The organism is Allobosea sp. MMO-172 (assembly GCF_037147855.1).
Lineage (GTDB): Bacteria > Pseudomonadota > Alphaproteobacteria > Rhizobiales > Beijerinckiaceae > Allobosea.
Genome location: NZ_JBBCUM010000010.1, coordinates 95913 through 110342 on the forward strand (window position 1 = coordinate 95913; position 14430 = coordinate 110342).

At 67.3% G+C, this 14430-nt stretch carries 10 protein-coding genes; 1 reads left to right on the plus strand and 9 read right to left on the minus strand.

Annotated elements, in window-relative coordinates; genetic code table 11:
• Window positions 1-5 precede the first annotated feature (5 nt).
• From WFK61_RS16140 to WFK61_RS16175, 8 genes are all read right to left on the minus strand, one after another.
• Window positions 6-953: an N-carbamoyl-D-amino-acid hydrolase gene (locus tag WFK61_RS16140; protein ID WP_336813104.1), complete on the minus strand. Its 948-nt coding sequence runs from the start codon at window positions 951-953 to the stop codon at window positions 6-8.
• A 145-nt stretch (window positions 954-1098) separates the two neighbouring features.
• Entirely contained in the window at window positions 1099-2310 is a 1212-nt protein-coding gene (locus tag WFK61_RS16145) for an MFS transporter (RefSeq protein ID WP_336813105.1), read from the minus strand.
• Between the two features lie 194 nt (window positions 2311-2504).
• Window positions 2505-4058 carry an ABC transporter substrate-binding protein gene (locus tag WFK61_RS16150; RefSeq protein ID WP_336813106.1) on the minus strand — a complete coding sequence of 518 codons (1554 nt, stop codon included), beginning with the start codon at window positions 4056-4058 and terminating at the stop codon, window positions 2505-2507.
• A 69-nt stretch (window positions 4059-4127) separates the two neighbouring features.
• On the minus strand, window positions 4128-4967 hold the full coding sequence (locus tag WFK61_RS16155) for an alpha/beta hydrolase (RefSeq protein WP_336813107.1): 840 nt from the start codon (window positions 4965-4967) through the stop codon (window positions 4128-4130).
• A gap of 40 nt (window positions 4968-5007) precedes the next feature.
• On the minus strand, window positions 5008-6333 hold the full coding sequence (gene aptA / locus WFK61_RS16160) for an omega-aminotransferase AptA (RefSeq protein WP_465246944.1): 1326 nt from the start codon (window positions 6331-6333) through the stop codon (window positions 5008-5010).
• Window positions 6334-6437: 104 nt separating this feature from the next.
• Window positions 6438-7358, minus strand: coding sequence for a GntR family transcriptional regulator (locus WFK61_RS16165; protein ID WP_336813108.1), 921 nt, complete (start codon window positions 7356-7358; stop codon window positions 6438-6440).
• Window positions 7359-7450: 92 nt separating this feature from the next.
• On the minus strand, window positions 7451-9445 hold the full coding sequence (locus tag WFK61_RS16170) for an acetyl/propionyl/methylcrotonyl-CoA carboxylase subunit alpha (RefSeq protein WP_336813109.1): 1995 nt from the start codon (window positions 9443-9445) through the stop codon (window positions 7451-7453).
• 5 nt (window positions 9446-9450) lie between these two features.
• A complete protein-coding gene (locus WFK61_RS16175; RefSeq protein WP_336813110.1) occupies window positions 9451-11049 on the minus strand; it encodes an acyl-CoA carboxylase subunit beta in 1599 nt (532 codons plus the stop codon).
• A 264-nt stretch (window positions 11050-11313) separates the two neighbouring features.
• Between WFK61_RS16175 and WFK61_RS16180 the strand changes: the two genes are divergently transcribed.
• Entirely contained in the window at window positions 11314-11760 is a 447-nt protein-coding gene (locus WFK61_RS16180; protein ID WP_336813111.1) for a VOC family protein, read from the plus strand.
• Window positions 11761-11802: 42 nt separating this feature from the next.
• Here WFK61_RS16180 and bglX read toward each other — a convergent pair whose 3' ends face one another.
• Window positions 11803-14199, minus strand: coding sequence for a beta-glucosidase BglX (bglX, locus tag WFK61_RS16185; RefSeq protein WP_336813112.1), 2397 nt, complete (start codon window positions 14197-14199; stop codon window positions 11803-11805).
• Window positions 14200-14430 lie beyond the last annotated feature (231 nt).

The window sequence follows — 14430 nt, forward strand, 5'->3', positions numbered from 1 at the left end:
GGCGCTCAGGCGCCCTCGGGCTTGCCGAGTGGCGCGCCGGCGCCGGTGCGTTCGGTGATCAGGCCGTAATGCTCGACGCGGCGATGCCGGGCGAAGTCGAAGATCGTCGCCTTGCCGAAGCGGGTCTCGTCGAGGTCGCAAGGGTGGACGAGCACGCCGTCCTCTTCATGGGTGAGTTCGCCGACGATCTTGCCGTCCGGCGCCGCGATCAGCGTGCCGCCGAAGAGATGGTGGCCATCCTCCGTGCCGGCCTTGGCGACGGCCACGACCCAGGTCGAGTTCTGGTAGGCGCCGGCCTGCACCGAGAGGCGATGGTGGAACAGCCTGTCGGCCGCCGTCTCGTTGGGCGACTGCGAATTGGCGGAAGGCGTGTTGTAGCCGAGCACGACCATCTCGACGCCCTGCAAGCCCATGACGCGATAGGTCTCGGGCCAGCGCCGGTCGTTGCAGATCGCCATGCCGAAGAGCCCGCCCTCGAATTCCCAGACCGGGAAGCCGAGGTCGCCGGGCTCGAAATAGCGCTTCTCGAGATGCTGATGGGTCCGCTCGGTGTCGAATTCGACATGGCCGGGCAGATGAATCTTGCGGTATTTGGCGACGATCCGGCCGCCGCGATCGACCAGGATCGAACTGTTGAAATGCCGGCCCTCGGGGGTCAGTTCGGCATAGCCGAAGCTCATGGCGAGGCCGAGTTCCCGCGCCCGGTCGAACAGCGGCTGCGTCTCCGGCCCGGGCATGCTGCGCTCGAACCACTGGTCCGCCTCGGCCCGCTCCTCGTGGTACCAGCGCGGGAAGAAGGTGGTGAGCGCCAGTTCAGGAAACACCACGAATGTCGCGCCCTGCGCCTTGGCCTTTTCCAGCAGCGCGATCATCCGCGCGACGACCTGCTTGCGGCTGTCGGCCCGCTGGATCGGGCCCAGTTGTGCGGCGGCGACGGTGATGAGGCGGGGCATCGGCAATGTCCTGCTTGGGCCTGTGATCGGTTCTCTCCAGGAACGGCCGCGAAGCCTGCTCCACCGACAAGCTCTAGAGGCCCCGCCTCCATTGTTCTCATGCTTTATTCGGGATCAGGCATAACCTGATGTTATCCGGTTCGGCTCAGAGCGACGGACGGCGCCGGAGGTACCAGAGCGCAAAGGCGCCGGACACCGCGAGCTGGCCGGCGACCATCAGGAAGGGCCAGTCGAAGGAGCCCGTCCGGTTCGCGATCACGGCGAAGGCCAAGGGCCCGCAGATCGAGCCGACGAAGCCGAACAGGCTTGCCCCGGATGTCACGTCGCCGATGAGGGCGGGCGGCGAGACCCGCGCCAATTCCGCCATATGGACGCCGTTCCAGCCCATCGATGTCGCTCCGACCAGGGCCATGCAGAGATAGATCAGCCAGGCGCTCGTGCCGGCCGTGCCGATCAACAGGGCGATGGCGGAGCCCGCCGCCACGGCCAGCAGGCAGAGCAGATGCAGGCCGCTGCCCATGCGATCCGCCAGCCAGCCGAAGAAGATGCGCGCGAGCGTGCTGGCCACCAGCAGCGTCGCGACGAGATGGCCGGCTTCCGCCAGCGTCCGGCCGTGCCGCGTGACCATATAGGTCGCGGTGAAGGAGGTGATGCAGGCCTGCGTGATCGAGAAGGAGACGCCGAGTGCCGTCAGCATCGGCAGCGAGGCATGTGAGCTCAGGACCCGCGCCGAACGCGACAGCGAGGAGGGCGACAGGAACATCCGCGCCCAGGCCCGGTTCTGCTTGCCCTTCTCCGCATCGAGACTCCTGCGGAAGGGTTGCACGGCCAGCGCGCTGATCAGGACGACCGCGACCACGGCCCAGATCGCGCCGGTGAAGCCGAAGCCCAGAACCAGCGGCGCGACGGCAAAGCCCGCGATCGCGCCGCCAAGGGGCACGCCGGCCTGCTTGATCGAGAACACGAGCGTCCGATGGTCGGCCGGCGCCGTGCGCATCAATATCTGGCTGCCGGCTGGCGTATTGGGCGCGAGCCCTAAGCCCACCAGCAATGCGCCGGCAAGGCCGATCACGCCGAAGGGTTGCGACAGCAGCAGAAGCCCGGCCGCGACGAAGGCAAGGCCGATCTGCAGTGCGCGGACCGGCCCATGATGGTCGAGCATCGGATTGCCGCAGGCGAGGAACCAGCAGATGCCGACCGAGACCACTGCCGAGACATAGCCGATACTTTCGGGCGCGAGGCCCCAACGCAGCGTCAGGATCGGGCCGAGGAGCGGGATGGCGGCGCCGGCGAACGAACTCACGACCTGGACGAGGAGCGTGGCGCTGAGCGCGCTTCCCCACAAAGGCAGCTTCAAGGCGGTTCCCCCGATCCCCTCGCCACGCGCCTGTCCTGCTTCTCAGGCCGAGCAGGTGAGAGCGGCGGCGTCGGAAACGTTCATCCGGCAAGGGCCGCGTGGGGTCGAGATGGATTGATGGGCTGGCGGGGCTGCGTCAGGAGCATGCGGGCTCCCGGCACAGCCTTGTTGCGGGGCAGGCCGATCGGCTGCCCTCATTTCGTGACCCAGACACCCCAGGCGCGCGTCTTGCCGGAATTGGTGAGCTCGACGCCGGCGATGCGGTCGGTCGAAGCCTCGACCAGCGGGGTATTGTAGAGGCTGATGATCGGCGCCTGCTCGATCATGCGCTGGTGCATCTCGTCGAACATGGCCTGGCGCTTGGCGGGATCGAGTTCGGTCGCCGAGGCCAGCAGCAGCTCGATCGCCCGCTTGTCCTCCCACTGGCTGTCGGCGTCGGCGTCCTTCGAGCCGACGAAGGTCTTGTAGTTCAGCGACGGCTCGAACCGCGCGGTGAAGCGGAAGGATTGGAGCTGGAAATTGCCCTTGCTGTAGCGGTCGAGCTGCGTCGCCCATTCCAGCATGTCGAGCTCGACGTTGAAGCCGACCTGCTTGAGCATCGCCTGCAGGATGATAGCGGTGTCGTAGAGATGGACCAGCTTCTGCGAGGTCTGCAGCTTGATCGGGCGCCCGTCATAGCCGGCCTCCTTGAGCAGCTTGCGGGCAAGCTCCGGGTCGTACTTGTACCCTTGGTCATGCACGGCGGTGTGGCTGCCGCTGGTCGTCGGGATCGCCGATGGATTGGGCTTGCCCAGGCCGTCCGTGCGGTTCTCGACCAGCGTCTTCAGGTCGATCGCATGGGCCAGCGCCTTGCGGATGCGGGGATCGGCGAGCAGCGGGTCGCGAGTCTGGATCAGCAGGACGTTCCAGCTCAGGCCCTGCGCCGTCGCGACCTTGATGCCCTTGGCCGCTCGCAGCTCCGCGATATCCGCGACATCGGTGATGATCCAATCGATCTGCCGCGCCTGCAACCCGGCGCGCCGCGTCGCATCGTCGGGCACTACCATCCAGCGCACCTGATCGACATAGACCTTGCGCGCTCCGGCATAGCCGCTTGTCGGCTCGCTGCGGGATTTGTAGCCGGCGAATTTGCTGAGCAGAATGAAGCTGTTCTTGCGCCATTCCGTGAAGGCGAAAGGCCCGGTACCGATCGGCTTCACCCATTCGCCGCTGGCATTGACGGAGTCGCGATGCAGGATCGCCGTCATGCACTGGATATTGGCAACATAGTGCAGGAACAGCGCCGATGGAGCGGCCAGCCGGAACACCACGGTCTTCGGATCGGGCGTCTCGATCGCCTCGACCTTCATGTCCTGCGTGCCGTCATACCAGCCTCGGCACTGCCAGCGCGTCGCCGGGTCGAGCATGCGCTCCCAGCTCCATTTCACGTCGGCCGAGGTCATCGGCGCGCCGTTATGGAAGGTGATGCCGTCGCGCAGCTTGAATGTGTAGCTGCGCCCGTCCGGCGACATCGCGTAGCTCTCGGCCAGCATCGGCGCGATGCTGAGGTCCTCGCGATAGGCGACGAGCGCCTCGACGACATGGTGCAGCACCGTATCGGCATCGCCGCTGCGGCGGACGCCCGGCTCGCTGCTGGTGATGTCCCCGGAGATCGCGACCCGCAATTCGCCGCCGGGTTTCGGCTCCTGCGCTGCGGCGGGCGTGAGGCAAGCGAATGCGGCGACGGCCGCGAGCCATCCAAGCTTCATGTCTCTCCTCCTTCAACGCGCGGGCCCGGCTTTCCGGTGTCTCCGCAGAAATCGTCGGTCTCGCCGTCGCTATTCCCGTCTGCGGCGCAGCACCTCGGCGAAGAACTCCTTCACCGGGGGGTGTACGAGGTAGCCGATATGCTCGACGCCGGGCACGGTATCGAAGCGCACGGCGATGCCGCGCTCCAGAAAGGCGGTTTCGAGCGAGCGCAGGCGCTCGACCCGCGTCGCACCGGTGTCGTTGATCCCGTCCATCCAGTTCGAGGATTTCGGCGAGACGGTCACGTCCCAGGTCTCGATATCGTCGCCACCGACGACCATTTGCACCGCGACCTCGCGCATCGCGGCAAGGTCGGGCTCGCGCCCGAAGATCGCTTTCATGTCGCCGGTGCCACGCCACCACGGCTTGTCCGGGGCGGGCAGCGTGACGACGCCGGGCGCGCCGATCGACACAGCCGAAAGCCGCTCGGGATAGAGGTAGAAGAAGCGATGCACGAACTGGCCGCCGCCCGAGAAGCCGTGCATCAAGAGCTTGTCGGTCTCGAGCCGATAGAGGCCGGCGACCTCGTCGATCATCGAGAGCAGGATCTCGTCGTAGCGGATGCCGCGGTAGAGGATGCGCTTGTAGTTATGGGTGTCGCCGGGCTCCTCGATCCCGCAGGGAAAGAGCGGTGCCAGCAGCACGCATTGGTTGGCCTCGGCAAAATCGATGAACTGGTCACGCAGGTTCGTCGCATCGCGCAGGCTGCCATGGACGAGAACGGCAAGCGGATAGCGCCGCGTGCCGGTCTCCTCGTAGCTTTCGGGCAGGTAGCAGCAATAGGAGAAGCGCTGGTCGGCCCGGCAGGCGGAAATCGCCGTGCGGCCCATCAGGTAGTAGGAGATGGTCTCGCCGTGCCCCTTGCGCATTCCACCCTCTCTTCAATGAGCCACTGGCTGGCCTGATGGCTCAGGCGATCGTGTCGAGCGCCTTGCGGATGCTGGTGAAGATCCGGTCGATCTCGTCGGGCTCGATCGTCAGCGGCGGCGACAGCACGATGAGATCGGCGCCGGCCCGGACGAGAACGCCATCCTGGTAGCAGGCTTCGGCGCATTCGGCGCTGCGCTGGCCGGGGCCGCCGGGGCGCGGCGCGAACTCGATCGCGGCGACGAGGCCGATATTGCGGATGTCGATGACATGCGGCGCGCCCTTCAGCGCATGCGCCGCCTGTTCCCAATGATCCGCTATCTTGCGGGTGCGCTCGAAGAGCCCTTCCTCCTCATAGACCTGCAAGGTCGCGAGGCCGGCGGCGCAGGCCAGCGGATGGCCGGAATAGGTGAAGCCGTGGAACAGCTCGATGGCGGCTTCCGGCCCGGTCATGAAGGCGTCGTAGATATGCTTGCCGACGACGGTCGCGCCCATTGGCACGGCACCGTTGGTCAGGCCCTTGGCGCAGGTGATCATGTCGGGCGTGACGCCGAAGGCTTCCGACGCGCAGGAGGCGCCGAGCCGCCCGAAGCCCGAGATCACCTCGTCGAAGATCAGGAGGATGCCGTGCTTGTCGCATATCTCGCGCAGGCGCTTGAGATAGCCCTTGGGCGGCGGCAGAACGCCGGTGGAGCCGGCGACCGGCTCGACGATCACGGCGGCGATAGTCGAGGCGTCGTGGATCTGGACGAGCCGCTCCAGATCGTCGGCGAGCTCGACGCCATGCTCCGGTTCACCGCGCGAGAAGGCGTTGCGCGCGAGGTCGAGCGTATGCGGCAGATGCGCGGCGCCGGGCAGAAGTGGCCCGAAATCGCGGCGATGGCGGCTGATGCCGGCGACCGACAGGCCGCCGAAGCCCATGCCGTGATAGCCGCGCGCCCGCCCGATCAGGCGGTAGCGGCCCCCCTCGCCACGCTGGCGATGATAGGCGAGCGCGACCTTCAATGCGGTATCGACGGCTTCCGAGCCGGAATTCGAGAACAGGACATGGTCGAGCCCGTCGGGCAGCATGCCGACCATGCGGCTCGCCAGCGTGAAGGCGTCCGGATGTCCCATCTGGAAGCAGGAGACGTAGTCGAGCCCGTCGGCCTGCGCCTTGATCGCCTCGCGGATGCGCGGGTGGCCGTGGCCGGCATTGACGCACCAAAGCCCGGCCATGCCGTCGAGGATCCGGCGCCCGTCCGACGAGAGATAGTAATTGCCTTCCGCCCCGACGAAGAGCCGCGGCGCGCTCTTGAAGCGGCGGTTCGCGGTGAAGGGCATCCAATGCGCATCGAGATCATTGGGGCGGGCGGCGGTGGCGGGCACGTTCGGTCTCGCTGCTGGGTGATGATGAAGTGAATTATTTGCAGAAAAAATACAATGTCAAGCGAACGTGCGGAAGCAGAGTGAAGGGCGTGCGGTGACGGGTATTATTCCGCGGGCGAGGCCGCCTCGCGCGCGGGCCGGGTGAGGTGCTGGCGCATCAGGATCACCGCCCAGTTGATGTCGCCCTGTTCGAGCGCATCGAGAATGGCGAGGTGTTCGCGGCAGGACTTGAGTAGGGCATCGGCTTCGAGCTCGCCGTAATCGGCATATTCCGTCAGCCGTCGCAGCGCGTTCTGCGCTTCCATCGCCTGGAGCAGGAAACGGTTGCCGGAACAGGCCGCGAGCATGGCATGGAAGCCGGCATTGATCGCGAAGAAGCGCTCGACCGAGGGCGAGCGATGCAGGTCGTCGATGAAGGCTTCATGAGCCGCGCGGCTGCGGGCGAATTGATGTTTGTCGACGCGGAATCCGGGTTCCTGCAAGCCCATGCATTCGATGATCAGGCGAAAGCGGTAGCTCTCCTCGCGGGCCTGGTTCGAGGCGAGCGAGGGCACGAAGCTCCAGCCATGGCCGCGCCGGCGCTTGACCAGCCCGTCTTCCGCCAATTGCTGGAGGACCTTGCGCAGGCCGCTGCGGCCGATGCCATAGGCCTCGAGCAGGTCCGTCTCGATCAGTTGCTCGGGCAGCCGCCCAGCTTCGCGGTCGCGCAGGATCGCCTGCAGCACAGCCTCCTCCTGGGCCGCCGGCAGCGACCGTTCCGCGGCCTCCAGTTCGGCGCCGTCGCGTGACAGGAAGAAGCCCTGGTTGGTGCGGTTCTCGACGAGGCCCTGGCTGGCAAGGACGCCGAGCGCGGCACGCACCGGCGTGCGTGAGACCTCGAACTCCCTGGCGATCTCCATCTCGCGCAGGTGGAAGCCGGCGGGCCAGCGCTGCTCTGCGGCAAGTGCCGCGATACGCCGCGCCAGCGACAGATGCAGCCCGCTGGGCTTGGCGCCAGCCCTTTCGAGGCGGGAGGCGTCCGTCATCTCGGCAACCAACTCACGGCAGGTGGTCCTAAAGAGTGAAAAAAGACACCCTTTCTTACCATGCTGCGGGCGGAGGGCAATTCCGCCGGTTGTCAGGTGGAGGACGGTTCGATCAGCACGAGCCTCTTGCCGGCCTGCACCGTCTCGCCGGGCTGGCAGGCCACGTCGGAAACCACGCCGTCGATGCCGGCCGAAAGCGAGGTGAAGAGCTTCATCGATTCCAGCACGATGACGACCTGACCGGCCTCGACCCTGTCGCCCGGCGCGACGCGGACTTCGGCGACGACGCCGGGCATCGGGGCAAGGATCGCTCCCGAGCCCGCCCCGCCGCCACCGGCTGCCACGGCCGGACGCGCTTCGCTGCCGATTCCGATATCGAAGCTTTCGCCGTCGAGCGTCAGCCTGACGCGCCCCTCCGTCGTGGCATGGCTGCCGCGCAGGAGGCGGTCCTCGAAAGTGAGCTCGAAGCTGTCGGCACCGCCGCGCAGGGCCAGTTCGATTTCGCCGTCGGGGTCGAGGACGATGCGCCGGCCATCCGGCAGCAATCGAACCTCCAGCTTCGTCGCGCCATCCTCTTCCTCGGCGATCAGGCGGCTCGTCGCCGCGCCGCCGGCCGGCGCCAGCAGGCGGAAGCCAGCAAGGCTGTTCCACGCATCGACAGGCGGGCGCGCTGCCTTCTGTTGCTCCAGCCAGAGCAGGGCGGCGGCGGCGCGTGCCAGCCGCTGCTTTGGCCGCCTCGCGGTCCAGCCATCGGGGAAGGCGTCCTCGATGAAGCGTGTCGTCGCCTGGCCGGCGGCGAAAATCGGATGCTCGACCGCGTCGATCAGGAAGGGCAGGGTGGTTGCGGGGCCGAGAATGGCGAAATCGCGCAAGCCTGCCGCCAGCCTTGCGCAGGCGGCGGCGCGATCCGGCCCGGCCGCGATCGCCTTGGCGAGCAGCGAGTCGTAGAACAGCGTGACCTCGGAACCGGCCCGGACGCCGCTGTCGACCCGGATCGAAGCCGGCTCGGCATAGCCCGCGATCCGCCCGGTGTCCGGCCGAAAGCCCTGGTCGGCACGCTCGGCCGTGATGCGCGCCTCGATCGCATGGCCGCTCTCGCGAATCTCGGGCTGCAAGGCCGGCAGCCTCTCGCCCGCGGCGATCTGGATCTGCCATTCGACGAGGTCGTAACCGGTGATCGCCTCGGTGACGGGGTGCTCGACCTGCAGGCGCGTGTTCATTTCGAGGAACCAGGGCTCGTCGAAGCCGTCCTCCAGGATGAACTCGACCGTGCCGAGATTGTCGTAGCCGATGGCCTTTGCCAGCGCGACGCCGCGCTCCAGCAGCTTGCTGCGGATCGCAGGCGCGAGATTGGGCGCGGGCGCTTCCTCCAGAACCTTCTGGTTGTTGCGCTGGACCGAGCAGTCGCGCTCGAACAGATGCACGACATTGCCGTGCTTGTCGCCGGCCACCTGCACTTCGAGATGGCGCGGGCGCATCACCAGCTTCTCGATCAGCAGCGCCGGATCGCCGAAGGCGGCCTGCGCCTCGGCGCGCGCCATCTCCAGCGCCGGCACCAGCTCATGCGCCGCGAAGACGCGGCGCATGCCCTTGCCCCCGCCGCCGGCCGAAGCCTTGATCATCACGGGATAGCCGATCCGCGCCGCCGCATCGGCCAGCGCAGCATTCGACTGGTCCTCGCCGGCATAGCCCGGCACGCTCGGCACGCCCGCCTTCTCGGCGATCAGCTTCGAGCCGATCTTCGGCCCCATCGCGGTGATGCATTCGGCGGAGGGGCCGACGAAGATGCGCCCCGCCTGCCCGCAGAGCAGCGGCAGGTCGGGCTTCTCGGAGAGGAAGCCGTAGCCCGGATGAATGGCCTCCGCGCCGCTGCGCACGGCGGCCTCCATGATGGCTTCCGCCCGCAGATAGCTGTCGCGCGCGGCGGCGGGGCCGATGCGGACGGCCTCGTCGGCGAAGGCGACATGCCGCGCGTCGCGATCGGCATCGGAGAAGACGGCGACGGTGCGGATGCCGAGGCGCCGGCAGGTCCGCATGATCCGCACGGCGATTTCGCCGCGATTGGCGACAAGAAGAGAGCCGATCATCGAGGTCACATCCGGTAGACGGGGCGATGCCCGGGCAGGTCGATCTCGCGCGCGGCGAGCGAAAGGCACAGGCCGATGACGTCGCGGGTCTGGGCCGGCTCGATGATGCCGTCGTCCCAGAGCCGGGCCGTTGCGTAATAGGGCGTGCTCTGCTCCTCGAACTGGCGGCGCGTCTCGCGGTCGAGCTTCTCGATATCGGCCTCGTTGGCGCTGCCGCGCGTCAGGCTCGACCGCCGGAGTTCGGTGACCACCGTCGCCGCGACATCGGGCGACATCGTCGCGATCCGTGCATTCGGCCAGGCGAAGAGGAAGCGCGGCTGGAAGCCCCGGCCGCACATGCCGTAATTGCCGGCGCCATAGGAGCCGCCGATGATGACGGTGTAGCGCGGCACGCGCGCGTTGGACACGGCGTAGACGAGCTTTGCCGAGTGCTTGGCAATGCCGCCGCGCTCCGCATCTGTCCCGACCATGAAGCCGGTGATGTTCTGCAGGAAGAGCAGCGGGATGCGGCGCTGGTCGCAAAGCTCGATGAAATGCGCGCCCTTGAGCGCGCTGTCGGAGAACAGCACGCCGTTATTGGCGATGATGCCGACCGGTTGGCCGTGGATATGGGCGAAGCCGGTGACCAGCGTCGCGCCGAAATCCGGCTTGAAGGCGTCGAAGACGCTGCCATCGACCATGCGGGCGATGACCTCGCGCACGTCGAAGGGCTGCTTCAGGTCGGTGCCGACGATGGCCTCGATCTCGGCGGGGTCGTAGAGCGGGGCCGTGACGGCCCGCGCCGGCGCGCGTGGCGACGCCGGCCAGTTGAGCGCGCCGACAATGTCGCGGAGCTTGGCGATCGCCTCATGCTCGTCCTCGGCGAGATAGTCGCTGACGCCCGAGACCTGCGTATGCATCTCGGCGCCGCCCAAGGTCTCGCCATCGACGATCTCGTTGATCGCGGCCTTCACGATCGGAGGCCCGCCGAGATGGATGCGGCCCGTGCCGCGCACCATCACGACCTCGTCGGACAGCGCCGGGATATAGGCGCCGCCGGCGGTGCAGCCGCCGAACACCGCCGAGATCTGCGGCAGGCCGGCGGCCGACATCCGGCATTGCTGCAGGAAGGCTCCGCCGAAATGGTCGCGGTCGGGGAAGACGCGGTCCTGCTCGGGCAGGAAGGCGCCGCCGCAATCGACCAGATAGACGCAAGGCAGGCGGTTCTCGAAGGCGATCTCCTGCGCCCGCAGGTGCTTCTTGACCGTCTCGTGGAAGAAGGAGCCGCCCTTCACCGTCGCATCATTGGCGATGATCATGCAGGGCGTGTCGGCGACCACGCCGATGCCGGTGACGATGCCGGCGCCCGGCACCTCGTTGCCATAGAGTTCCCAGGCCGCGAGCGGCGAGAGTTCGAGGAAGGGGGACAGCGGATCGACCAGGAGATCGATGCGCTCGCGCACCGGTATCTTGCCGCGCTCGCGATGGCGGGCCCTGAGCTTCTCGCCGCCGCCGGCCAGCACACGCGCATGGCGCTCCCGCAAAGTCTGGATCAGTGCCCCATAGGCCACCCGCTTCTGCTGCTGTTCGGCCCCGGAGCCGACCCTGCTTTCGATGACCGGCATGCGTGCTGAGCCTCCTCGGCCTCCCGGCGGCTGGCCCGCCGGTGGAGCAATGTCATTTACCTACCTGCCGGTAGGCAGTTAGGCAAGGGGCGTGATGATGGCGACGCGCTGGGCGTGACGGCGGGCCGGATTCGGATGAGGGTGACCGGAGGTGGGGAACGTTCGGCGGTGGCCGGCATTCGTCATGCTGACACGTGCGTGTCGATAGATTGATATCAAACCATTCGAGGGGCGCCGAAGCTCCCGCCACAATGGAGACGACCCATGAAGATCGTGACCAGCCTGAGTTTCCGGGGTGAATGCCGCGCGGCGTTCGAGTTCTACGCCAAGGTCCTCGGCGGCAAGATCACGGCCGCCATGCCTTATGGCGACGCCCCGCCCGGCATGCCAATCACCGACGAGAAGTACAAGACCTGGCTGATGCATTGCTGGCTGGAGGTCGGCGATCAGGCCCTGATGGGCGCCGACATGGACACGGCCTGGGCCCCGAATGTCGACAAGCCCAAGAACGGCTTCGACGTCACCCTGCACACCAATGACAAGGCTGAAGGCCAGCGCTGGTACGATCAGCTGTCAGAGGGCGGGCGCGCCGGCATGCCGTTCGGCGAGACCTTCTGGTCGCCCGGCTTCGGCTCGCTCACCGACAAGTTCGGCATTCCCTGGATGATCAACACCATCCCCGCGGCGGACTGGAAGCCGTCGCAGGGCTGATCATGCCGGCATGCGCCCCGCGGCAAGCCGCGGGGCGGTAGGTCACACGAGATGGAAGGACTGCTGCAGCACGTCGCGGGAATCGAGGCCGAGCTGCACGTCGAACTGGCCGCTCTCGAGCACCTCCTTGAGGTCCCCGTTGATGAACTTCAGCTGGTCGGGGCCGATCTCGAAGCGCACGACCTTGGCTTCGCCGGGCTTCAGCGCCACCTTCTGGAAGCCCTTCAGCTCCTTGATCGGCCGCGCGATCGAGGCATAGGGGTCGGCGATGTAGAGCTGCACGACATTGGCGCCCGCGAAGCTGCCGGTATTGGTCAGCGTCGCCTCGGCGGTCAGCTTCTCGCCGCGCTTGATGCGGGCGGCCGAGAGCTTGAGGTCGGTCAGCGTGAACGTGCTGAAGCTGCGGCCGAAGCCGAACGGATAGAGCGCGCCCTGCTCCTCCTCGAAATATTGCGAGGTGTAGTTGCCGGGCTTGCCCTCGGTATAGGGGCGCCCGATGCGCAGCGCGTTGTAATAGGTCGGGATCTGGCCGGCCGAGCGCGGGAAGCTGATCGGCAGCTTGCCGGCGGGATTGTGGTCGCCGAACAGGATGTCGGCGATGGCGTTGCCGCCTTCGGTGCCGGCATACCAGGTCTCCAGAAGCGCGTCGGCATTGTCCTTTTCCCAGCCGATGGCGAGCGGGCGGCCGTTCATCAGCACGACGACGAGGGGCTTGCCGGTCGCCTTCAGTGCCTGCAGCAGCTTGCGCTGCGAGCCCGGCATCTCGATCGTGACGCGGCTGGATGACTCGTGCGACATGCCGCGCACCTCGCCGACGACGGCGATCACCACGTCGGACTGGTTGGCGACCGCGACGGCCTCCTCGATCATCGCCTCGATCGAGCGCGGGTCCTGGATGACCTCGGGCTTGTCCCAGTTCAGGAAGTTCAGGTATTCGACGATCTTCTTGTCGTCGAGCACATTGGCGCCGCGCGCGATCAGCAGCTTGGCCTTGTCGCCGATCGCCTTCTCGATGCCGGCCTTGACCGTGACGGCCTGCTCCGCGACGCCCTGCGCCGACCAGCTGCCGAGGATGTCGAGCCCTGAATCGGCCAGCGGCCCGACGAGCGCGATCGTGCCCTGCTTCTTCAGCGGCAGGGTCTGGTTGCGGTTCTCAAGCAGCACGATGGACTCGCGCGCGATCTCGCGGGCCGGCTCGCGGTGCAGGCGGTCGTTCGAGCGCACATCGACGGGATCGTCCTCCTGCTTGCCCATGCGCAGGAACGGGTTGGCGAAGAGGCCCATGTCGTATTTGGCGCCGAGCACCTCGCGCACGCAGGCGTCGAGCTCGGCCATCTTGATCTCGCCGGAGGCGATCAGGCCGGGCACTTCGGCGAGATAGACCTGGTCGGCCATGCTGAGGTCGATGCCGGCGCGGATCGCCAGCTTGGCGGCCTCGCGGTTGTCGCGGGCGACGCCGTGGCGCGTCAGTTCCGTGATCGCGCCATGGTCGCTGACGGTGACGCCCTTGAAGCCCCATTGCTTGCGCAGCAGGTCCTGCAGGAGCCAGATATTGGAGGTCGCCGGGACGCCGTTGATCGAGTTGAGCGCGACCATCACGCCGCCGGCCCCGGCCTCGATCGCTGCGCGATAGGGCGGCAGATAGACCTGGTGCATGCGCAGCAGGCTCATGTCGACAGTGTTGTAGTCGCGTCCGCCCTCGACCGCCCCGTAGAGCGCGAAATGCTTGACCGCGGCCATGATGGTGTCGGGCTGGTCGGGCGAGGTGCCCTGGAAGCCGCGCACGCTGGCCCGCGCGCATTCGCTGACGAGGAACGGGTCTTCGCCGAAGCCCTCGGAGGTGCGGCCCCAGCGCGGATCGTGGCTGATGTCGACCATCGGCGCGAAGGTCATGTCGACGCCGTCATTGCAGGCCTCGATCGCCGAGACGCGGGCCATCCGCTCGATCACGGCCATGTCGAAGCTCGACGCCAGGCCGAGCGGGATCGGGAAGGTGGTGCGGTGGCCGTGGACCACGTCATAGGCGAAGAAAAGCGGGATCTTCAGGCGGCTGCGCTTGACGGCGGCCTCCTGGAGCGGCCGATTGTCGCGCCGGACCACGGTGTTGAAGGAGCCGGCGATGCGCCCGGCCGCGACCTCGTCCATGAGCTGCGCATGCGGCATCTCGGGGCCGATGCTGATCAGCCTGAGCTGGCCGACCTTCTCGTCCACCGTCATCTGCGCGATCAGCTTGTCGACGAAGGCCTTCTTCTTCGCGGCGGGATCGGCGGCGCGGGCCTGTTTCGGCTTGGCTGCGGCGGGAAGTGCCGCCATTCCGGCGACGAAGGCCGCCGAGGCCATGGCACCGAGCGCCTGCCGGCGGGAGAGGCCGGCAGCGGCCTCCTCAGGGGACACCGTCTCCAGTCCTTCGACGACCGGCGCAGCCTTCTGATGATCCATGCTGATTTCGTTCACTCAGGTTGTCGGGGGTGACGGGGAACGCGGGAGCGGTCCGGGAAGAACGGCGCTCATTCCTTGACCCTCGTCGCGATGATGGGCATGTGTGCTTGGGTCGCGCCGCCGTCAACAGAGGACGAGCGCTCCGTCCCGCCGACGCCCACCTTTAAGGAGCTAGTGTGAACTTGTCGACCCGTTCCGCCGACGGGGCCCCGCTCATGGCCCGATCTTCCT